Source organism: Agrobacterium pusense (assembly GCF_900102105.1).
Taxonomy (GTDB): domain Bacteria; phylum Pseudomonadota; class Alphaproteobacteria; order Rhizobiales; family Rhizobiaceae; genus Agrobacterium; species Agrobacterium pusense.
On sequence record NZ_FNBB01000001.1, the window covers coordinates 262,985 to 283,108 of the forward strand.

Genomic DNA, 20,124 nt, shown 5'->3' on the forward strand with positions numbered 1-20,124 from the left:
CGGCTTTCGCGATGAAAGACGTTCTCACGCGCCGCGCGGGGACCACCAGAAAAGGCCGAACGATTGACCGGAATGCCACAGACACCATTGCTTGACCGGGTGAATTTTCCCTCCGATCTCAAGGAGATCGATGATCGCGACTTGCCGGAACTGGCAAGGGAACTGCGCGACGAGATGATTGACGCCGTGTCGAAAACTGGTGGGCATCTGGGTGCCGGCCTTGGCGTGGTGGAATTGACGATTGCCATCCACAAGGTCTTCAACACGCCCGAAGACCGGCTGATCTTCGATGTCGGCCATCAATGTTACCCGCACAAGATCCTGACCGGCCGGCGTGATCGCATCCGCACGCTGCGGCAGGAAGGTGGCCTTTCCGGTTTCACCCGCCGTGCGGAAAGCGAATATGATGATTTCGGCGCCGGCCATTCTTCCACCTCCATTTCCGCCGGTCTCGGCATGGCGGTGGCGGCGGGCTTGGATGGCAGCGACCGCAAGGTCATTGCTGTCATCGGTGACGGTTCCATGTCTGCCGGCATGGCGTTTGAGGCGTTGAACAATGCCGGTGCGCTCGATGCACGACTGATCGTCATCCTCAACGACAACGACATGTCCATTGCGCCGCCGACGGGCGCGATGAGCGCCTATCTGGCGCGTCTCGCCTCCGGCCGCACCTATATGGGTTTTCGCGATTTCGGCAAGAAGCTGACGGCGTATCTCGGGAAGACGATCGACCGCGCCATTACCCGCGCCGTGACCCATGCGCGCGGTTACGTAACCGGCGGCACCCTGTTCGAGGAGCTTGGTTTCTATCACATCGGCCCGATCGACGGACACTCCTTCGACCATCTTCTGCCGGTGCTGCGCAATGTGCGCGACAACCAGAAAGGCCCCGTCCTCATTCATGTGGTGACGCAGAAGGGCAAGGGTTACGCGCCGGCGGAAGCCGCAGCCGACAAATATCACGGCGTCAACAAGTTCGACGTCATCACCGGCGCGCAGGCGAAAGCCAAGCCGAATGCGCCGAGCTATACCAGCGTCTTTGCCGAGGCGCTGATCCAGGAAGCCACGCTCGATGAGAAAATCATCGGTGTGACGGCCGCGATGCCCAACGGTACCGGCCTCGACAAGATGGCCGAGCTGTTCCCGGCGCGCACCTTCGATGTCGGCATTGCCGAACAGCATGCCGTTACCTTTGCAGCAGGACTTGCCGCGGATGGCTACAAGCCATTCTGTGCGCTTTATTCCACCTTCCTGCAACGCGGTTACGACCAGCTGGTGCATGATGTGGCGATCCAGAGCCTTCCCGTGCGTTTCCCGATCGACCGCGCCGGTTTTGTCGGCGCCGACGGGCCGACCCATGCCGGCTCCTTCGACACCACTTTCCTCGCCACCCTGCCCGGCATGGTAGTTATGGCGGCCTCGGATGAGGCGGAGCTGAAACACATGGTCCGCACGGCGGCCGCCTATGACGAAGGCCCGATTTCCTTCCGTTATCCGCGCGGAGAAGGTGTCGGCGTCGAGATGCCCGCGCGTGGGGAGATTCTTCAGATCGGTAAGGGTCGCATCATCAAGGAAGGCACGAAGGTTGCCCTGCTTTCCTTCGGAACCCGCCTTGCGGAATGCCTGGCGGCGGCCGAAGACCTGGACGCCGCCGGTCTTTCCACCACGGTTGCCGATGCACGCTTCGCCAAGCCGCTCGATCTCGATCTCATCCGACAGCTTGCCGCCCATCACGAGGTTCTGGTGACGATAGAAGAAGGCTCGGTCGGCGGTTTTGGCGCACATGTGCTGCATTTCATGGCAAGCGCCGGCCTGCTCGATCACGGCCCCAAGGTGCGGACACTCACACTGCCCGACCAGTGGGTGGAACAGGCCAAGCCAGAGACCATGTATGCCAATGCCGGCCTCGACCGGGCCGGCATCATTTCCACGGTGTTCAATGCGCTCGGCCAGCGTCAGGCCGACGTCGGTTTCGCCGGCTGACAAAATTGCCGGGACAGGAGGCGGGACTATCCCGCCTTTACCTCAGGATGCCGCGCCGTCGAGAAAACCAACGACATTTTCGATCCGGCCCCCGGCATCGTGGCTGACGACATCGGTGCCACCAGCCACATCGTCCCCGTCAGGCGAGATAAGGCGCCAGGAAAAACGGGTGAATTTGCCGTGTCCGTCCGGGGTGCCGGCAAGAACGAAACGATATCCCGGAAATTTCTGCCGCGCCGCCTCGATCATGGCGGCAATCCCCTGCTGGCCTTCGCCCTGCATCAGCGGATCGACGTAGCGCGTATTTTCTGCCCATGCCTGACCGATGAGGTGCCTGCGGCGTTCATTGTCTTCCTCATTCCAGGCTGCGAGATAGGTTTCGGCGATTGCGAGATGCTGCGTCATGATTGCGCTCCTTGTGGTTGACGGCCCAAACATGCCGGGGGTCGGGAAGCGGAACAATTACCTCCGAGGTAATCGCATCCGCGATATCTTCTGCTAGGCTGCGGGGCATGACACATCATCGAGAACATGTCGGCCAGGTGCTGAAGGAATGGCGAGCCCGCCGCAGATTGAGCCAGCTGGATCTGGCGGTGGAGGCTGAAATATCAGCACGCCATCTGAGCTTCGTTGAAAGCGGGCGATCATCGCCCAGCCGCGACATGCTGGTGAGGCTGGCGGAGCAGCTTTCGATGCCGGCCCGCGCCGCTAACCGGCTGATGCTGGCTGCAGGTTATGCACCCGTTCATTCCGAACGATCACTGGATGCACCTGATATGGCAGCCGCCCGACAAGCCGTCGAAACGGTAGTGCATGGGCATATGCCATTCCCCGCTCTTGCCGTCGACCGGCACTGGAATGTCGTTCTCGCCAATGGGGCGATCACGTCGCTTCTGGCCGGCGTTTCAGAAGAGCTGCTTTACCCGCCGCTCAACGCCTTGAGGCTGAGCCTGCATCCGCTGGGTCTGAGTTCACGCATCGTCAATCTGGCCGAATGGCGCCATCACCTGCTGGAACGCCTGCGCCGTCAGGTCGAGGAAACCGGAGACGAAGTGCTTTCTCGGCTGCATGCGGAGCTTGCGGCCTATCCCGCGCCAAAGGGCGCCCCGCATACCGTCGGGGCCGACCCTCTGGCCATACCGCTCCAGCTTCGCGATCCATCTTCGGACGGCATATTGAGCTTCATTTCAACCACCACGGTTTTTGGGACAGCGACGGACGTCACGCTCTCCGAACTCGTGCTGGAGTGTTTTTATCCCGCCGACGCGGCAACCCGCAACGCACTGATGCAAGGCGCCAAGGAGTAAGACCCGTGCACACCACCTATCTTATCGGCTTTCAGGTCCGTCCAGCCCAGCGCGAACGTTTTCTGGAATTGCTAAATGCGCTGCTCGACGCCATGCGGCACGAAAAGACCTTCGTGAACGCAACCCTGCACCGGGATTGCGAAAACGAGAACCGGTTCCTGCTGCATGAGACCTGGACTGACCATCAGGACGTCATCGACGTTCAGATCTACCGGCCCTATCGGCAGGCATGGCACGATGCCCTGCCCGAGCTTCTGGACGCGCCGCGCGATATTTCCGTCTGGCATCCCATGCGGGCGGATCACGCTCACGGAGCTTAGATGCGCGAGTGCCCTGCATTTGCCAGCAGCTCAAACGTTTTCTCAAGATCTTTCGATTTGACCAGCAGGTGATCGCCATCGAAAGTGGAAACCACGAATATCCCGATGTCGTTGGTCGATAGCGGTTCGATCACCGAAAGCACGATGCCGGTCTCATCAAAGGCGAACGGGCCCTGAAGTTTGAGACAGTTCCAGCCGGTGTCGGCCTTAACATCATGAGGGATACGCTCCTGACGGCAAACGACGGAAAGCTCATCATCAGTCCGGCTGATGCTGAGAAAACCTGTGCCATCGGCCCAGGCTGGAACGGATGCATCGGCAGAAAGCCGGGCCACTCCGTAGGTGCCCTCAAGGAGCCTTAACTTAACGCGAGGCGCCATCTGTAAACTGCCTTCCCGAAAGCCAGACGCTTTCCTTGGGTTGAAGGGGAGGATCAAATGCCTACCCAGAAGGCCATATTATCAGTTTCAAAGCTTGATGGCCGTTTCTTCTTTCGCCGTCTTGATGACGACCATGGTGAAAAAGCGCGCCACATTGTGCTGATCGCGGAACAAGCGGTCGCACAGGGCGTCGAATTCTTCCATATCCCGCAGGCGTAACATCAGTACGACATCGCTTGCGCCGGTGACGGCATAGGCCTGCGACACCGCCTCCTCCGCGCAGGCAATATCCAGAAAGCGGCGCATCTGCTGCTCGCCGTGCAGTTTCAGCTCCACCGTCACCAGAGCCTTGAGCACGCGTCCCGCCTTTGCCGGGTTGAGGATCGCCACGATGCGGTCGATTACGCCCGACTTGCGCAGCCGCTGCAGGCGGCGCAGGCAACTGGATGGCGACAGCCCGACTTCGTCAGCCATATCCACATTGGTGCGCGAGGCATCGTTCTGCAAAAGGTTCAGAAGTTTCCGGTCGATCCTGTCCATGCGGGCAGCATATCGCCCGCCGCCATCTTTGCAATAAAATTGCATGAAACTGCAATCTCTGACCGCAAATGCGAACCGGCCTGGAGTAGTGGATGGAAACAACTTTCAGGGGAGCCTTGATATGTCAGTTCTACAGACCGTCTGGCAAAAAACGCGGGAAACGCTTGCAATCTACTGGGTGCTGGTGCGGATCACGGTCCCGATCGCCATACTGACCGAGCTGCTATCAAGGATGGGGGCGATCGAGGCGGTGGCGCCTGCCTTTGCGCCGGTCATGAACCTCATCGGCCTGCCGCCTGAACTTGGCCTTGCCTGGCTGACCGCGATGCTGGTCGGCATATGGGGTGCCGTGCCGCTCATCTTCACGCTGGTTCCCGCGTCTTCACTGACCGTGGCTGATATTACCGTTTTTTCGGCGCTCATCCTGTTCGCCCATGGCCTGCCAATCGAACAGAAAATCATCGAAAAGGCGGGCCCCGGCATGATCGTCACGACGGGGCTGCGCGTCGGCGGCGGATTGCTTTATGCCTTTCTCCTGCACCAGCTTCTGGAATCGACCGGCTGGTTGTCTGGACCGGCGAGCCCGGCCTGGATTGCGATGAGCGCCACGCCTGAATGGTCCGCCTATTTCCTCGGTCTCGGTGAAACCATGGCCTGGATGCTCGCCATCCTCCTTGCCCTTTCCCTTTGCCTTGAAATTCTCAGGCTGACCGGCCTGCTCGCGCTGATGATGAAAGCGCTCTCGCCCCTGCTGCGTCTTGCAGGCATTCGCGGCGAAGCCGAGCATCTCACTGCCATCGGGTTGTTCCTCGGCATTTCCTACGGCGCGGGTTTCCTGATCCGCGAGGCGCAATCGGGGACGATATCACCGCGGCAGGTATTTCTGTCCTGCGTCTTCATGGGTTTTGCCCATAGCGTGATTGAAGACACGCTTGTGGTCATGTCGCTGGGTGCGGATGTCTACGGGGTTCTCGCCGGACGTCTCGTTTTCGCCATTGCCGCAACCGCCGTCATTGCCGCCCTGCTCCACCGCCTGTCGGATGAGCTTTTTTTTGCACGGATGTTCCGGCTACAGCGCGCCTAGGCGGCCTCCCATTTAAAAATGCCGACGCAAAAAGGGGGCCTTTCGGCCCCCGATCCGTAGGTTCAATCTGAAGCCCCGCTCAGAACTCCGTCCAGTCCTGATCCTTCGCGGCCGGTGCTTCGGCAGCACCACCGAAGGCGCGGGCAAGGCTCTGGCCGAGTGCACGGGCCGGCGATGCGACAGGCCTTGCTGTTGCAGAGGCCGATTTTACCGGAGCCTTGCGGATCGGCGCGGCTGGCGCAGGCTGAAAGGCAGGCTTGGCCGAAGATGGGCGCGGAGCGGAATATCCGCCGGCGCTCGCAACGGCGGTGCGTGCGCCGCCCATCCTGAACTGGCCAAGCAGGCTGTTCAGCGCTTCCGCTTCGCGGGCCAGCGAATGGCTGGCGGCGGTCTGCTGCTCCACCATGGCGGCGTTCTGCTGCGTGCCCTGATCCATGGTGTTCACGGCCGTGTTGATTTCCTGCAGGCCGGTGGCCTGTTCGCGGGCAGCGACAACGATGGCGCTGACATGGGCGTTGATCTCTTCGACTTCCGAGACGATGAGTTCCAGCGCCTTGCCGGTTTCATCGACGAGATTGACGCCGTTTTCCACCTGCTGGCTGGAAGCGCTGATCAAGGTCTTGATTTCCTTGGCGGCATTGGCCGAACGCTGGGCAAGTTCACGGACTTCCTGCGCGACCACCGCAAAGCCCTTGCCGGCATCACCGGCACGGGCGGCTTCCACACCGGCATTCAGCGCCAGGAGGTTGGTCTGGAAAGCGATATCGTCGATGACGCCGATGATGTTGCCGATTTCGCCCGAGGACTTCTCGATCTCGCGCATGGCGGCAACCGCCTTGCGGACCACAACACCCGACTTTTCCGCACCGGCGCGGGCGCGCTGGACCAGATTGCCGGCATCTTCCGCACCACGGGCGCTATCACGCACGGTGGTGGTGACTTCTTCGAGCGCCGCAGCGGTCTCTTCGATGGAGGCCGCCTGCTGTTCGGTGCGGCGCGACAGGTCGTCGGCGGCGGAGAGCATTTCCGAAGCGCCGGCATTGATGGCGGCCGCGTTCTCGCCGACCGTGCGCAATGCCTGCTGGAGTTTTTCGACGGCGCTGTTGAAATTCACACGAACCGGATCAATCGCAGGCGCAAAAGGCGTTTCAATGCGATAGGAAAGATCGCCATCCGCGAGAGCCGCAAGGCCCTTGCCAAGCTCGGCGCTGGCAAAAGCGCTGGCGGCTTCGTCCCTGGCTTTTTCTTCCTCGGTGCGGCGACGTTCTGCTTCCGTCGCGGAGCGCATGCGATCGGTCTCACCGGCAAGGCGAGCTTTTTCAAGCCCGGCTTCCTTGAAGACCATTACAGCCTTTGCCATCTTGCCGACTTCGTCGCCACGATCCGTGGCCGGAACTTCCGTCGTCAGATCGCCATCGGCAAGCCGGCTCATCGCCGCTGTCATGCCGACGATGGGCGTAACGATGGAGCGCGAAAGCGCCCAGATCAGGATCACGGCGAGAAGGCCGGCGACGGCGCCACCGCCGAGAAGGGCATATTCCAGCTTGCGGGCAGCAGCCTGCTGTTCTGCAGCGTAAGCGGTGGACAGGCCATTCAGCTGTTCCTTGATCTTGGCGGCCGAGGCACGGAAGCCGTCAAGCTGGCCCTTGGCCTGATTGCGGCCGATTTCGATGATTTCGGAAATCGGCGCTTCGGTCGTTTTGCGTGCGGCGATCTGCGGTTCCGCCAGTTCCTTGAAGAACACGGTGGCGGATTTCTGCATGTCGTCGATGGATTTCAGGATGTCCGGCTGGCCGGCAGCAAGGGCGCGCGCTTCATCAAGCTTCTTCAGCATGATATCGCGCTGGGCGAACACGTCATTATAGGTGCTGTCACTGCGGAACAGCAGGAAGCCGCGCTGATTGACGGCCTGTTCCAGCATGGCTGCTGTCGCGCCATCCACGGCCTGGATGATATCCTTGGTGCGGTTGTTTTCAATCGTGACACGCTCGCTCCCCAGCGTCTGCCAGAATACGACCGCGGAAGCGAGCAGGCACACGCCCATCAAGGCACAGAAGGTGGCTATGAGCTTCAGATTAATGGGGAGATTTTTCAGCGACATCGCAAACTCTCTCGGCGACCCGATGCCTCGGAGCAAGCGTCTGCGCTGCAACGGCCGCAATTTCAGAAATGGGAGAAGATGCCATCATGGCGGGTTCCGACCGGCCGCACGGGCCTTGGCACACCCTGCAATACAAGCCTTTATATTGGATTAATCTGATATGCTGATTTTGCGGCGCAAAAGCCTCATAAGGCCGTGGCTCAGGCGCTGTCGGCTCCGCATCGCGATAAATCGCTTGCATCGGCGGAGTTTGGCAGTCATTGACACGGGATCATGTCCAAAACACCTGAAAATGAACGGCTTGACCAGCTTCTCGTGTCGCTCGGCCATTTTGCCAGTCGCTCGCGTGCGCGCGACGCGATTGCGCGCGGCACCGTGAGCGTCAACGGCAAGACCGTCACCAAACCGAGCCAGACCGTCGCCGGCAATGCCGAGATCGCCATCAGCGATCCAGCGCAGGCCTATGTTTCCCGCGCAGCTCTGAAACTCGTGGCCGCACTCGATCATTTCGGGCTCGATCCTTCCGGCCATCACTGTCTTGACGTCGGCGCTTCCACAGGCGGTTTTACCGAGGTGCTGCTGGAACGGGGCGCCAGCCACGTCATCGCCATCGATGTCGGCCACGGGCAGATGCATGCAAGGATCGCGAACGATCCGCGTGTCACCAATCTGGAGGGGCTGAATGCCCGCTTCCTGACGGCGGACGATATCGATGACCAGCCCATCGGCTTCATTGTCTCGGACGTGTCCTTCATTTCGCTGAAGCTCGCGCTCGCCCCGGCGCTTGATCTTGCTGAGCCGGGTGCTCGTGCTGTCCTGTTGGTGAAACCGCAATTCGAGGCAGGGCGTGACGCCATCAGCAAGGCCGGGCTTCTGAAGGAACCCGAAACCGCGCCCGCAGTGGCGGCCGAACTGGAGCGCTGGCTGACGGAGGACATGGGCTGGAAAAGTCTCGGCCTCATTCCCTCGCCGATTTCCGGCGGTGACGGCAATGTCGAATTTCTTCTCGGAGGCGAAAAGCCATGAGCACACAAACCGTCACTATCAAGAGCCTCGGCGCCCAGGGCGATGGCATTGCGCACTGTCCCGACGGCCCGGTCTATGTGCCTTTCGCGTTGCCCGGCGAGACGGTCGCCATCGCCAAGGTGAAGGATCACGGCACCGTCATGTCGATTACGGAAGCCTCACCCGAGCGCCGTACACCCGCCTGCCGCCATTTCGGCCCGGATGGCAAGAATGGCACCTGCGGCGGCTGTTCGCTGCAACATCTCGCCGACGAGCCTTACCATGCATACAAGCGGGAACTGGTGGTCTCGGCACTGAAATCGAAGGGCTTGACGCCCGATGTGGATAATCTCGTCATCTGTCGCCCTGGCGAGCGCCGCCGTGCGGTGTTCGCCGCCCGCAAGACGGAAAAGGGCCTGCTGCTCGGCTTCAGCCAGGCGAACAGCCACCACATCGTCGCCATTGAGGAATGTCCCGTCACCTCGCCCGGCATCGTCTCGCGACTGGATGCCATCCGCGCCATCGGACTTTCAATGGTGGCGAATGCGGAACCCTTCCGGATGACGGTGCTGGAGACCCTTTCCGGCCTCGATATTTCCGTCGACGGCATCAAGTCGGTCAGCGACAAGCAGCGCCGCACGCTCACGGAAACGGTTCTTGCCATGCGCGGCATTGCGCGTGTTTCACTGTCGGGTGAAATATTGATCGAACCCCAGAAGCCGATCATCGAGTTTGGCGGGGTGGCGGTATCGCCGCCGGCCGGCAGCTTCACGCAGGCGACGAAGCAGGCGGAGGACGCCATGGCGGAGCTGGTGCTTGCCCATGTCGGCAAGTCCAAACGCATTGCCGATCTCTTCTGCGGCTCCGGTACATTTGCGCTGCGGCTTGCGCGCGTTGGCAAGGTGCATGCGGTGGAGGCGGAAGACAAGCCGCTGAAGGCGCTGGATTTCGCCGCCCGCAACACGCAGGGCCTGAAGCCGGTCAGCGTCGAGAAGCGCGATCTCTTCCGCCGCCCCCTGATGACAAGCGAGCTCAAGAATTACGACGCCGTCGTCTTCGATCCGCCACGCGCGGGCGCGGAATTCCAGTGCAAGGAACTGGCACGCAGCACGGTAAAGAAGATCGTGGCCGTGAGCTGCAACCCGCTGACACTGGCGCGCGATCTCGCCATCCTGACCGAGGGCGGCTATCGCATCACCCGCGTCACGCCGGTTGACCAGTTCCTGTGGTCGCCGCATGTGGAAGCCGTGGCGACGCTGGAGAAATAAGCAATCCGGGCGGAGAGCCGCTCAGCGACGCTGAGGCAACGCAACGATTCATATGCCCGCAATCCCAACAGCCCTCATTCCTGTGCTTGTCACAGGAATGAGAGTGGAGATGAAGCCTGGGAGTCTTACCAGGCCGTATCGACCGTGCCGTTGCCCACCACGCCCGAGCAGCGGCAGGCACCGCCCACACGGCCGCGCTCCAGCGGGCAGATATAGGGCCGACGGCGGTTGGCGCTGTCCGGGGGGGCGATGACGCAGACGAAACGCGCGCGGCGCTGGCGGTCGCGGTTATTGCCGGAATAGAAGTTCGGACTATCGTCGTCCGTGGACTGCGCCAGAATGACATCGTTGGTGGAAGCCGCTGGAGCGCGTGTTATCGCCGCCGCTTCAGCAATCGTCGCGGCGGATAGGAAGACAGTCAGGGCGAAAACGAAGTGACGCATGTGGGTGGCCTTCGGACAATGACGGTGCGTTATCTAACCCAAGCCATATTGCCCGGTTTCTTAATCGCAAGGAATTCCTGCCCGCACACTTAACGACGCATGAATGCCTCGAAGGCGGCGCGCGCTTCGGCACTTTGCAGCTGCGCGATGAAATGACGACCTTCCTCTTCGATGCGGGCGAGAATATCGGCCGGGTTGCCGCGGACCAGATCGCGAGCGATCTTCAGCGCCTGCTGCGGTTTGGCGGCAAGGCGGGTGGCAAGCGCCAGCGTTTCGGCTTCGACATGTTCCGGGGCAACGACTTTCCAGATCAGCCCGGCCTGCAATGCCTGCTCGGCGGAAAAACCCTCACCCATGGCGAGCAGCGCAAAGGCGCGCTGGTGGCCGATGAGCCTTGGCACGAGCAGGCTGGAGGCCGCTTCCGGCACCAATGCGAGATCCACGAAGGGCGTCTTGAACAGGCTGCGGCTGGAAGCGACCGTCAGGTCGCAATGCAGGTTCAGCGTGGTGCCGATGCCGATGGCGAGCCCATCGACACCGGATACCAGCGGTTTTTCGAAGGCGACCAGCGCTTTCAGAAGTTCGAGGGCAGCGAGCTTGCCCTTTCCACCTGACATGGCGAAGGCGAGAAAATCAGCCATGTCGTTGCCGGCGGAAAAGCAGCCTTCCGTGCCGAGAAAGGCAACGACGCGGATGTCCGGATCCGTATTGGCGGCGTGCAGAGCCTCGGCCATGCGCAGATACATGGCATCGGTGATGGCGTTTTTCTTTTCCGGTCGGTTGAAGCGGATGGTCAGAACGTCAGGCGCATGGCCGACACGCGCGACAAGAATATGGTCGTCCGACATCTGAAGCTCCTCAAGCCAAAACAGTACGGGCGACGGCAAGGCTTGCCGCGCCTGACACAATGCGGTCCTTCAGCGCCGCCGTTTCCGCCAGCAGGTTTTCCGCCGCGAAACGGCAAAGCGCGGCACGATGCCCGCCCCTGCCATCATCGACAGAGACCAATGCGCCCTTGGCGAGATAAGCGCCCGTCAAGGCAAGACCGAAGAGACGCTGATAGGGCGTGGCGCCCGCAAGTGCCATCTCGGTTTCGCCCGCCTTGATGCGGGAGAGCAGCCAGTCGGTTGCCGTTTCCAGATCGGTGAGGCTGGCATCGAGATAACGGGCGGTCTCTCCGAGATCGTCACGGTTCGATGTGGCCGTGCGGGCGGCGATCTCACGCAGTTCGGCGATGAAACCGCGCACCTGCGCGCCCTCGGAGAGCGGCAACTTGCGCAGGACCAGATCGATGGCCTGAATGCCGTTGGTGCCCTCGTAGATCGGCGCGATGCGGGCATCACGCAGATAACGCGCCGCGCCGGTTTCCTCGATGAAGCCCATGCCGCCATGCACCTGAATGCCCATGGATGCGACATCGACACCGGCATCGGTGGAAAAGGACTTGGCGATCGGTGTCAGAAGGGCAGCGCGCTCCTGCCAGTGAGCGCGCTGCCGGGCGTCTTCAGTCGCATGCGCCATGTCGATGGCGTGCGCGCAGCTGAAGGAAATCGCCCGTGATCCTTGCGTCAGCGCCTTCATTGTCAGAAGGGTTCTCACGATATCAGGATGTTCGATGATCGGGCTCATGCCCGAACCCTGCCAGCCGGGCGCCTTGCCCTGCGTGCGTTCCCTCGCGTATTCGATCGCCTTCTGGGTCGCCGCCTCGCAGATCGCCACGCCCTGCATGCCAACGGCAAGGCGGGCGTTGTTCATCATGGTGAACATGCAGGCGAGGCCCTTGTTCTCCTCGCCGACCAGCCAGCCGAGCGCACCCTTTTCGTCACCAAATTTGCCGTCACCGAAGATCATGGTGCAGGTTGGCGAACCGTGAATACCGAGCTTGTGTTCGAGAGAGTGGCAGAAAAGATCGTTGCGGCTGCCCGGCGCGCCGTTTTCATCGGGCAGGAATTTTGGCACGAGGAACAGCGAAATGCCACGCGTTCCCGCCGGCGCATCCGGAAGACGGGCGAGAACGAGGTGGATGATATTATCAGCCGCGTCGTGTTCACCCCAGGTGATGAAAATCTTCTGGCCGAAGATGCGGTAGGTGCCGTCGCCATTGCGCTCCGCCCGGGTCTTCAGGACACCAAGATCGGAACCCGCATGCGGCTCGGTCAGGTTCATCGTGCCGGTCCATTCGCCGGAGACGAGTTTCGGCAAATAGCTTCGCTTGAGATCGTTGCTGCCGTGGGCGACGATGGCTTCCACCGCACCCATTGTCAGCGTCGGCGCCAGCGCGAAGGCCATGGAGCCGGAATTCCACATTTCGAGCGCTGCAACATTCAGCATATGCGGCAGGTTCTGGCCGCCGAATTCTTCCGGGGCAGTCAGGCTGTTCCAGCCCGCCGCCGCCCAGCGACGGTAAAGATCGGCCCAGCCATCGGGCGTAGTCACCCTGCCATCGGCAAGTTTTGCGCCCTGACGGTCCCCGATTTCGGCGAGCGGCGCGACCTCTCCGGTGGCGAAACGTCCGGCTTCCTCCAGAATGGCATCGACGAGATCTTCACTCAGATCTCCCAGCACACCCCTGGAAAGCGCGTCTCCGAGACCCGCTACATGTTTGAGTGTAAAGGCGATATCATCCACCGGCGCGCTATACATGCTGCCTCCTCCCGAAGCTCTTGTATCCTGCTACTGCCTTCGGGCTAAATGATTTTTACGTAAACGTCAATTTGAAAATTCCGGGTATTTCTACGGGCTTGTTATAAAACTGTCATATGAATTTGCTCAGCATGTTGACGGTGCCCTGACGCGCTCCTTTCGCCTCCTCCCGGTGCGACGGGCACCCCTCTCCTCCCATCCCGCCGGTCAGGACTGCCACGATGGACCTCATAACGCCCACCATTCCCGGCCTCGTTTGGGCCTATCAATTTCATCCCGGGAAGGCCCCATGCCGCAGGCTGGCGCCCGATGCCGGCTTTGACGAGATGGCGGGACGCGACGGGTTCTTCTGGCTGCATCTCAATCTCGCCGATCAGCGCGTGGCGGGTTTTCTGGAGACGGTTGAGGGTCTCGATCCGGCAGCACGGGCAAGCCTCACCACCCACGAAACGCATCCGTCCATTGTTGTCGACGAAAAATCGCTCTACGGCACCCTGGTCGATTTCCAACGGGAATTCGACAAGGAAACGCGCGATTTCGGCTGGCTGCATTTTGCGGTGAGCGACCGTTTCATCATCACCACCCGCCTTCAGCCGCTGCATTCGGTAGACCGGCTAAAGGCGGCGGTCGACAAGAACTCCAACCGCTATCTCACACCTTCCCACGTCTTCGAAGGCCTTGTCGCCGAATTCCAGCGTTCGTTGATCAATCTGGTCATGGAGACGACGGAAGAACTAAACGCCATCGAGGATCTGGTCTATGACAGCGAGACCCGCGACGAAAGGCGACGACTCGCACCGCTGCGCCGCACGGTGGTGCGCCTGCACCGGCATTTACGCACCGTCCTCACCCTGATGCGGCGGGCTTCGGCAGCGGATGACGACGAGATGCCTGACGGTTTCGAGGATGTCGCCTCACGGCTGATGGGGCGCCTCGAGGCTGTTGATCATGACGTCTATGCCCTGCAGGAGCGCGCAAGGCTGCTTCACGAAGAAATCGATTCAAAACTCTCGTCTGAAACCAACCGGCATCTCTATATACTGTCGCTGATGACGGCGTTCCTGCTGCCACCGTCGCTGGTAACCGGCTTTTTTGGCATGAACACGGATGAGCTGCCGTTTACGGTCGGGACCGGTGGCACCATGGCGGCCAGCATCTTCATCGTCATCTCGGTCGTGCTCGCCTGGTTCGTGTTGAAACGCGCGCGTATCCTCTGACAGCAAAAAGCCGTCCGGTCGACACCGGACGGCTCTGTCAATCTCGGTCTTGGCCAACCTATCAGCCGTAGGGCGAATAGCAGGTCTGACGCGGACCGTTATACGGCTGGAACGTGTTGCTATAGGCGTCGTAGGAGCGATAGCGGCCATAGCACCAGTTCACATGCGCCTGGCTCATGCCGCCACGGCGGACCGGACGATACTCACGATAGACCGGGCGCGGGCGATATTCCGGCACCGGACGGTAGACTTCGCGCGGCTGCGAAAGAGCGCCGCCGATGATTGCGCCCGTTGCAAATGCTGCGAGCGGGAACCAGTAACCGTCATGGTGGCGGTAACCCGGACGATAATCGCGGTAACCGCGGTGACCGCGATACCAGCCGCGACGATCGCCCCAGCCGTCACGGTCACGCCAATATTGCACGTTCACGATATTCTTGCTGGCATCGTTGCCCGAGGTCTCAACGCTCTTCGGCGCTACAGGCAGGGGCATGGCGGCTTCGGCCGGAACAATCGCTCCTGCAACCACGATTGCAGAAAGACCGACAGCCAGGATATTCTTCACATAGCTTTTCATCTGACTTCCTCCATTCACGACGGTCGACAGGCCGTAAGACGTGAATTTCTGTTGTTCTATTCCGCCTTTGTCCGGGCGGTGTCGTATACTTCTACAGCCTAGGGACGTGTGGCTGAACCTACGATTAACGGTCCGATCACGCTTCGTTTATCAAAACCACGGCGTTTCAGGGCCAGACAAAAGCCCGGTAAAGACCGGGCTTCTGCTTGTGCAATTAGCGGCTGTAAGGCGATACGCAAATGCGGCGCGGACCGCTGTTGGGCTGGTAGGTGTTGTCGTAGGCACGATACGAGCGCCAGCGATTCTGACACCAGGATACATGGCTGCCGCCATAGGCCGGACGGGGTTGCTGAATCGCGCCGCCGATGATGGCGCCGGTGGCGAAAGCGGCAAGCGGGAACCAGTAGCCGTTATGATAACGGTAACCCGGACGGCGGTCACGGTAACCACGGTGGCCATTGTAATAGCCGTCACGCGGCGGGCGCGGGCGATACATGCGGTCGCCGTGGCGGCGATCATGTCGACGGTCCCATTCGCGATATTGCACCTGCACGACATTGTCGGTGGAAACCGCCGGCTTCTGGATCGGCACAGGAACCTGGAACGCCTGCGACGGCGTAAAGCTGGTCAGGAACACGACGAGGGCCGTGGCGACACTCGTTGTCCGGAAATTTATCATGATCTTCCTCCGTTTGCTTCAGCGCGTTGACCCACGCTTTTCACCCACTCACTCTTTTCGGAGATTAGGGTCAGCCCCGCTTCATGCCCGAGAAGAATTGGATGACGTGCAAACGAATTTACGGAAATTTGGTTCCAGACAATGGTAATGGAAGGAAAGCCTCAAACGCCTGCCGGCATCATGCCTCCACCTTGACATCGGTCAAAGGCCGCGAGCAGCAGGCGAGAATATAGCCCTCCTCGATTTCCTCATCGAGAATGCCACCATTGTGGTTCATCTCCACCTCGCCGGAAAGTTTCAAGACCCGGCAAGTCCCGCAGATGCCGGATTCGCAGGCTGCGCCGATCCGCACACCGGCTGCACGCGCCGTCATCAGAACGGTCTGCCCGGGCTGGCAGGGCATTTCTTTCCCGGAAAGGGTAAAACCCACCATCGACAACGCTTCGCCATCATCGGTGAGAACACTCTCGCCGACGGCGACGGGAGCAGCAGGCGAGAAGCTTTCCTGATGGTAACGGCCCATGTCGAAGCCGGAGGCTTCAAGCATGGAGCGGACGGCGGCCATGAACGGCTCCGGCCCGCAGCAGAAGACGGTACGCTCCATGAAGTCATGGGCGAGCAGCGCGATCTTGGCCTTGTCGACCATGCCCTTCAGGCCGGACCACAGATCGGTGCGTCCACATTTCTCGACAATGAAGCCGAGCGACAGGTTCGGCATGAAGCGGGCGAGATATTCCAGCTCGTGACGGAAGACGATATCGCCGGGTGTACGCGAGCAATTGATGAAGGCAATGTCGCTTTGCGGGGCGCGGTCGCTCATGTCGCGCACCATCGACATCATCGGCGTGACGCCGGAGCCCGCGGAGATGAAGAGATACTTGTCCCCGGGATGCTTGACGTAGGAAAAATCGCCGAGCGGACCAAGCGCCCGGATCTTCATGCCGGGCTTCAGATTGTCGAACATCCAGCGCGTGCCGATACTGTTGGCCTGCGCCTTGACCGTGACCGACAGTGAATAGGGCCGCGACGGGCTGGATGACAATGTGTAGGTGCGGTAAAGCGGCTCCTTGCCCACCGGCAGTTCCAGCGTGACGAACTGGCCCGGCAGATAACGGAACCAGTTCTGATCCTCGGAGCGGAACAGGAACGTCATCACATCCTGTGTTTCGGGGGTTACCGAAATACATTCCAGCAGCTGGAGCTTGTCGCTCCACGGCTTCATCTCGTCAATATGCTTATATGTCACGACCATGTTCATCTTCACGCTACAGCCGAAAGCCGGGCCTTGTCGCCGGACAGCCGGTCGATCATGAAATCGGCGTACCAGTTGACGAACTGCATCACGCCGCCTTCATCCTCCATGGAGTAAGGGCCGGGCTCATAAGCGGGCGAGCGGATGCCGAAGGCATTTTCCTCGACGATGCGGCGGTCCTGATCGTTGGTTTCGTTCCAGACATGGGTGAGATCCTCAAGATCGTAATCCACGCCCTCCACCGCATCCTTGTGCACCAGCCATTTGGTGGTAACCATCGTCTCGTTGGCGCTGAGCGGCAGCACGCGGAAGGAGATGGTGTGGTCGCCGAGGAAGTGGTTCCAGGTCGTCGGGTAATGGAACAGGAGCAGCGCGCCGATATGGCTGATGCTGACATCGTCCGACAGCGGCCGGCGCACGGCGCGTTTTCCCGACATTGTGTAGCTTTCCGCTTCGCCGATCAGCGGCATGCGCGCCACGCGGAACTGGCCCTTCGGGTCAATCTTGAAACGGCTGGGCAGGCCGGCTGCTTCGCAGCGTGCCCAGTGGCCGCCGATCTCGGGGTCGCTTGCCCCTCCATCCGTTCCCGTCACGCTCGGGTTTTCGGGATAGGTACGGCAGAGTTCCGGATGGTTGGCGGCGCAATGGTAGCACTCGCGGTTGTTTTCCCAGACGAGCTTCCAGTTACCCTTTTCGATGATGGTGCTCTCATGCGCGACCTTGGCTTCCCATATGCGGTGCGGCGCCATGTAGCTCTCCACTTCGGCGCGCATGGGCTCAAAATCCGCCGGCTGATCGGCGAGGCAGATGAAGACGTAGCCAGCGACGGTTTCGCAGGCGACAGGCTTCAGGCCGAAATCGCCCTTGTCGAACTCCTCGCCCATGTGGCGGGCAAAAAGCAGCTTGCCGTCAAGATCGTAGGTCCACTGGTGATAGGGACAGACAAGACGCGCCGACTGGCCCTTCTGCGTGGTGCAGACGCGGGAGCCGCGATGGCGGCAGGAATTGTGGAACGCGCGGATTTGCCCGTCGCGGCCACGAACGATGACGACCGAATAGGCGCCGACCTGCACGGTGAAATAGCTGCCGGACTTCTGAACCTCACAATCATGGCCGACAAACAGCCAGTCGCGATACCAGATGGTTTCCATATCCAGCTTGAAGTAATCCGGGTCCGTGTAGAAGGGCTGTTCCAGGCTAAAACCTTCGCGGCGGTTTTTCAGCTGGCGCAATACGGTATCACGCAATTCCATGGCCAAATCCTCGATCAAACCGCCCTGCCCGACACCATTTGCGGGGGCTGCGGAAGTATGTCCTCATCTAATCATCGGCCGTCATTTGCGGCAGCACAGACAGCGACATCGGCTTCCGCATTGGCGACAAATTGCGACATGTCCAAACGGCGTCTTCAGGCCATTCCACTGCAAAATCCGGCAACTATTTACCGCCTGCAACGACGTCGCAATATGACGAATGATGGCGCAGCCACTGCCCACCCATCAAAAAACAGGGGCTGCAGCGCAACGGAGTATTAACGCACCCTAAATTATCTTACCGGATCGACAGCAACGAGGGTGTTCCCGGTGGAGAAGGCGACACGCATACGCTATTTCGATGCGAGCAGGCATTCGGTCACACCGATACGCTCGAAGACCGCGCATTCCGATTTTTTGCGGACAGGGCGCATCAGCCGTTACGAAGAGCGGTGGCTGCCGAAAGAACGCGTCTACTACAGCCATGACGAAGTGGCTGCGCTGACCGGGCGAAAGCTGGAAGCTGCCGCCGATGCCACCCACAGCCGCCTGAACGGTTTTCACCAGTCCATCCGTTTTCCGAAGATGGTTTTTCACCATCTGCTGAATGACCGGCCGCATCTGGGTTATTGCCACGTCACGGCGGCGACGACCAGCTTCGATGCAGAGCGTCATGTGCTATGGTCCTTCTATTTCGCGAATTTCTTCGCGGAACTGAGCGGTGCCGAAAACTTCTTCGAAAATATCGATGCGCGTTATTCGCGGATGTATTTCGCTGTCGCCATCAACGCCCTTCCCGATCAGGAAATCGCCGTCGATACATCCGTTCATCGCGGCGGCCTGCTGTTCCAGACCCACGATCCGCGCGTGGCGCTGAAAAACGTCCTCATGCTCGGCGCGCGCTCGGAGGAGATGCGCAGGATCATCAAGGCGATATAGCAGCGACAAAGCCCCCAGGGACTTCATCTTTCTTTCTTAGGCATGTCGTTCTCCCGAAACCGACGACCAGTTTCGGACAATGTGCATTAGCGCTTTCCATTCTGCCCGGAAATACGCTATTGACCGCCCTGAAAGGCAGCATCATGGCGCGTCATATCCATATTGAAAACGAGCGGGAAACCGCCCTTCAAGCAGCCGTCACGGAGCTTGCCGCCGGCCAGCCGATCGCCCTGCCGACGGAAACCGTCTACGGCCTTGCCGCCGATGCCACCAACCCTGCAGCCATTGCCCGTATCTACGAGACCAAAGGCCGGCCGCAATTCAACCCGTTGATCTGCCACATGGCAGATATCGCCATGGCGGAACGTTACGCCATCTTCGATCCCATATCGCTTGATCTTGCAGAGGCCTTCTGGCCCGGCCCGCTGACACTGGTGCTGCCGCTGAAACCGGCAAGCGATATTCATGCGCTGGCGACGGCCGGGCTCGATACGGTCGGCATTCGCGTACCACAAGGTTTTGCCGGCGATCTTATCCGCCGGTTCGGCAAACCGCTCGCAGCCCCCAGCGCCAATAGTTCCGGCAAGATCAGCCCGACAAGCGCCGCCCATGTGGAGGCCGATCTCGGTCAGAAAATCAACCTCATTCTCGACGGCGGGGCGGCTTCGGTCGGCGTCGAATCCACCATCGTCAAGGTGGAAGAGGGTGGAAGGGTGCGTCTGCTTCGTCCTGGCGGCGTCGTCACGGCCGAAATAGAGCGTGTTGCGGGCAAGCGGCTTGAACGTTCTGAAAAAGCGTCGGCGGCCATCGAGGCGCCAGGCATGCTCGCTTCGCATTATGCCCCCGGCGCCGCCGTGCGCCTCAACGCCACATCGGTTTCGCCTGGCGAAGCGTTGATCCGGTTCGAAGGCATCCCGGTTGCGGGTGAAGAGACCGCCCGCGCCGTTTTCGATCTCAGCCCCTCCGGCGATCTTTCCGAGGCCGCCGCCAACCTGTTCGATTACCTCAAGGCCGCCGATGCAAGCGGCGCAGACAGCATCGCCATCACCAGCATTCCCACTCACGGTCTTGGAGAGGCGATCAATGACCGCCTTTCCCGCGCCGCCGCACCGCGGAGCTGAGGCCCGCCGACC

Annotated in this window: 20 protein-coding genes; 9 read left to right on the forward strand and 11 right to left on the reverse strand. The window is 60.7% G+C overall.

What is annotated here, in order from left to right:
* Positions 1-63 precede the first annotated feature (63 nt).
* Positions 64-1,983 (forward strand): 1-deoxy-D-xylulose-5-phosphate synthase, encoded by a 1,920-nt coding sequence (gene dxs, locus BLU28_RS01405; protein WP_077986704.1) that lies wholly within the window; start codon positions 64-66, stop codon positions 1,981-1,983.
* Positions 1,984-2,025: 42 nt separating this feature from the next.
* Here the strand turns inward: dxs and BLU28_RS01410 are convergent, their stop codons facing one another.
* The gene (locus BLU28_RS01410) at positions 2,026-2,388 is read right to left on the reverse strand and encodes a nuclear transport factor 2 family protein (RefSeq protein WP_077986703.1); all 363 of its coding nucleotides are present in this window, start codon (positions 2,386-2,388) and stop codon (positions 2,026-2,028) included.
* Positions 2,389-2,495: 107 nt separating this feature from the next.
* Between BLU28_RS01410 and BLU28_RS01415 the strand changes: the two genes are divergently transcribed.
* Together BLU28_RS01415 and BLU28_RS01420 are read left to right on the forward strand one after the other, a co-directional pair.
* A complete protein-coding gene (locus BLU28_RS01415) occupies positions 2,496-3,290 on the forward strand; it encodes a helix-turn-helix domain-containing protein (RefSeq protein ID WP_035209399.1) in 795 nt (264 codons plus the stop codon).
* A 5-nt stretch (positions 3,291-3,295) separates the two neighbouring features.
* On the forward strand, positions 3,296-3,610 hold the full coding sequence (locus BLU28_RS01420; RefSeq protein ID WP_077986702.1) for a putative quinol monooxygenase: 315 nt from the start codon (positions 3,296-3,298) through the stop codon (positions 3,608-3,610).
* On the opposite strand, the gene BLU28_RS01425 is transcribed toward BLU28_RS01420, so the two are convergent.
* Positions 3,607-3,990: an ACT domain-containing protein gene (locus BLU28_RS01425; protein ID WP_077986701.1), complete on the reverse strand. Its 384-nt coding sequence runs from the start codon at positions 3,988-3,990 to the stop codon at positions 3,607-3,609. The genes BLU28_RS01420 and BLU28_RS01425 overlap by 4 nt on opposite strands.
* 87 nt (positions 3,991-4,077) lie before the next feature.
* A complete protein-coding gene (locus BLU28_RS01430; protein ID WP_022555720.1) occupies positions 4,078-4,530 on the reverse strand; it encodes an Lrp/AsnC family transcriptional regulator in 453 nt (150 codons plus the stop codon).
* 121 nt (positions 4,531-4,651) lie between these two features.
* On the opposite strand from BLU28_RS01430, the gene BLU28_RS01435 reads away from it, so the two are divergent.
* Positions 4,652-5,614, forward strand: a complete 963-nt coding sequence (locus tag BLU28_RS01435; RefSeq protein WP_077986700.1) for a nucleoside recognition domain-containing protein — start codon at positions 4,652-4,654, stop codon at positions 5,612-5,614.
* Between the two features lie 79 nt (positions 5,615-5,693).
* On the opposite strand, the gene BLU28_RS01440 is transcribed toward BLU28_RS01435, so the two are convergent.
* A complete protein-coding gene (locus BLU28_RS01440) occupies positions 5,694-7,715 on the reverse strand; it encodes a methyl-accepting chemotaxis protein (RefSeq protein WP_004440310.1) in 2,022 nt (673 codons plus the stop codon).
* Positions 7,716-7,988: 273 nt separating this feature from the next.
* Here BLU28_RS01440 and BLU28_RS01445 point away from each other — a divergent pair, with 273 nt between their 5' ends.
* Positions 7,989-8,741 (forward strand): TlyA family RNA methyltransferase, encoded by a 753-nt coding sequence (locus BLU28_RS01445; protein WP_077986699.1) that lies wholly within the window; start codon positions 7,989-7,991, stop codon positions 8,739-8,741.
* Positions 8,738-9,988, forward strand: coding sequence for a class I SAM-dependent RNA methyltransferase (locus tag BLU28_RS01450; protein ID WP_077986698.1), 1,251 nt, complete (start codon positions 8,738-8,740; stop codon positions 9,986-9,988). Before BLU28_RS01445 ends, BLU28_RS01450 begins: the two co-directional genes overlap by 4 nt.
* Before the next feature lie 125 nt (positions 9,989-10,113).
* On the opposite strand, the gene BLU28_RS01455 is transcribed toward BLU28_RS01450, so the two are convergent.
* The 3 genes from BLU28_RS01455 to BLU28_RS01465 all read right to left on the reverse strand — a co-directional run bounded on the left by BLU28_RS01455 (position 10,114) and on the right by BLU28_RS01465 (position 13,074).
* Positions 10,114-10,431, reverse strand: a complete 318-nt coding sequence (locus BLU28_RS01455; protein ID WP_077986697.1) for a hypothetical protein — start codon at positions 10,429-10,431, stop codon at positions 10,114-10,116.
* Between the two features lie 89 nt (positions 10,432-10,520).
* Positions 10,521-11,279, reverse strand: a complete 759-nt coding sequence (locus BLU28_RS01460) for a crotonase/enoyl-CoA hydratase family protein (protein ID WP_022555715.1) — start codon at positions 11,277-11,279, stop codon at positions 10,521-10,523.
* A 10-nt stretch (positions 11,280-11,289) separates the two neighbouring features.
* Positions 11,290-13,074 (reverse strand): acyl-CoA dehydrogenase family protein, encoded by a 1,785-nt coding sequence (locus tag BLU28_RS01465; RefSeq protein WP_077986696.1) that lies wholly within the window; start codon positions 13,072-13,074, stop codon positions 11,290-11,292.
* Positions 13,075-13,295: 221 nt separating this feature from the next.
* Between BLU28_RS01465 and BLU28_RS01470 the strand changes: the two genes are divergently transcribed.
* Positions 13,296-14,291 (forward strand): transporter, encoded by a 996-nt coding sequence (locus BLU28_RS01470; RefSeq protein WP_077986695.1) that lies wholly within the window; start codon positions 13,296-13,298, stop codon positions 14,289-14,291.
* A gap of 61 nt (positions 14,292-14,352) precedes the next feature.
* Here the strand turns inward: BLU28_RS01470 and BLU28_RS01475 are convergent, their stop codons facing one another.
* From BLU28_RS01475 to BLU28_RS01490, 4 genes are all read right to left on the reverse strand, one after another.
* The gene (locus BLU28_RS01475) at positions 14,353-14,868 is read right to left on the reverse strand and encodes a BA14K family protein (protein ID WP_004440298.1); all 516 of its coding nucleotides are present in this window, start codon (positions 14,866-14,868) and stop codon (positions 14,353-14,355) included.
* 214 nt (positions 14,869-15,082) lie between these two features.
* Positions 15,083-15,547, reverse strand: a complete 465-nt coding sequence (locus tag BLU28_RS01480) for a BA14K family protein (protein ID WP_004440296.1) — start codon at positions 15,545-15,547, stop codon at positions 15,083-15,085.
* A gap of 178 nt (positions 15,548-15,725) precedes the next feature.
* Entirely contained in the window at positions 15,726-16,799 is a 1,074-nt protein-coding gene (locus BLU28_RS01485; protein ID WP_004440293.1) for an FAD-binding oxidoreductase, read from the reverse strand.
* Between the two features lie 8 nt (positions 16,800-16,807).
* Positions 16,808-18,052, reverse strand: coding sequence for an aromatic ring-hydroxylating oxygenase subunit alpha (locus tag BLU28_RS01490; RefSeq protein WP_006699899.1), 1,245 nt, complete (start codon positions 18,050-18,052; stop codon positions 16,808-16,810).
* Positions 18,053-18,382: 330 nt separating this feature from the next.
* On the opposite strand from BLU28_RS01490, the gene BLU28_RS01495 reads away from it, so the two are divergent.
* Positions 18,383-18,991, forward strand: coding sequence for a DUF6656 family protein (locus BLU28_RS01495; protein WP_004440288.1), 609 nt, complete (start codon positions 18,383-18,385; stop codon positions 18,989-18,991).
* 143 nt (positions 18,992-19,134) lie between these two features.
* A complete protein-coding gene (locus tag BLU28_RS01500; RefSeq protein ID WP_006699900.1) occupies positions 19,135-20,112 on the forward strand; it encodes an L-threonylcarbamoyladenylate synthase in 978 nt (325 codons plus the stop codon).
* Positions 20,113-20,124: the final 12 nt, after the last annotated feature.

Bases quoted from the DNA above. Each gene is read 5' to 3' on its own strand.
- BLU28_RS01480 (WP_004440296.1), bottom strand. From the start codon at position 15,547: ATGATAAATTTCCGGACAACGAGTGTCGCCACGGCCCTCGTCGTGTTC.
- BLU28_RS01460 (WP_022555715.1), bottom strand. From the start codon at position 11,279: ATGTCGGACGACCATATTCTTGTCGCGCGTGTCGGCCATGCGCCTGAC.
- BLU28_RS01430 (WP_022555720.1), bottom strand. From the start codon at position 4,530: ATGGACAGGATCGACCGGAAACTTCTGAACCTTTTGCAGAACGATGCC.
- BLU28_RS01435 (WP_077986700.1), top strand. From the start codon at position 4,652: ATGTCAGTTCTACAGACCGTCTGGCAAAAAACGCGGGAAACGCTTGCA.
- BLU28_RS01425 (WP_077986701.1), bottom strand. From the start codon at position 3,990: ATGGCGCCTCGCGTTAAGTTAAGGCTCCTTGAGGGCACCTACGGAGTG.
- BLU28_RS01500 (WP_006699900.1), top strand. From the start codon at position 19,135: ATGGCGCGTCATATCCATATTGAAAACGAGCGGGAAACCGCCCTTCAA.
- BLU28_RS01475 (WP_004440298.1), bottom strand. From the start codon at position 14,868: ATGAAAAGCTATGTGAAGAATATCCTGGCTGTCGGTCTTTCTGCAATC.
- BLU28_RS01490 (WP_006699899.1), bottom strand. From the start codon at position 18,052: ATGGAATTGCGTGATACCGTATTGCGCCAGCTGAAAAACCGCCGCGAA.
- BLU28_RS01440 (WP_004440310.1), bottom strand. From the start codon at position 7,715: ATGTCGCTGAAAAATCTCCCCATTAATCTGAAGCTCATAGCCACCTTC.
- BLU28_RS01450 (WP_077986698.1), top strand. From the start codon at position 8,738: ATGAGCACACAAACCGTCACTATCAAGAGCCTCGGCGCCCAGGGCGAT.
- BLU28_RS01415 (WP_035209399.1), top strand. From the start codon at position 2,496: ATGACACATCATCGAGAACATGTCGGCCAGGTGCTGAAGGAATGGCGA.
- BLU28_RS01410 (WP_077986703.1), bottom strand. From the start codon at position 2,388: ATGACGCAGCATCTCGCAATCGCCGAAACCTATCTCGCAGCCTGGAAT.
- BLU28_RS01445 (WP_077986699.1), top strand. From the start codon at position 7,989: ATGTCCAAAACACCTGAAAATGAACGGCTTGACCAGCTTCTCGTGTCG.
- BLU28_RS01485 (WP_004440293.1), bottom strand. From the start codon at position 16,799: ATGGTCGTGACATATAAGCATATTGACGAGATGAAGCCGTGGAGCGAC.
- BLU28_RS01455 (WP_077986697.1), bottom strand. From the start codon at position 10,431: ATGCGTCACTTCGTTTTCGCCCTGACTGTCTTCCTATCCGCCGCGACG.
- BLU28_RS01465 (WP_077986696.1), bottom strand. From the start codon at position 13,074: ATGTATAGCGCGCCGGTGGATGATATCGCCTTTACACTCAAACATGTA.
- BLU28_RS01470 (WP_077986695.1), top strand. From the start codon at position 13,296: ATGGACCTCATAACGCCCACCATTCCCGGCCTCGTTTGGGCCTATCAA.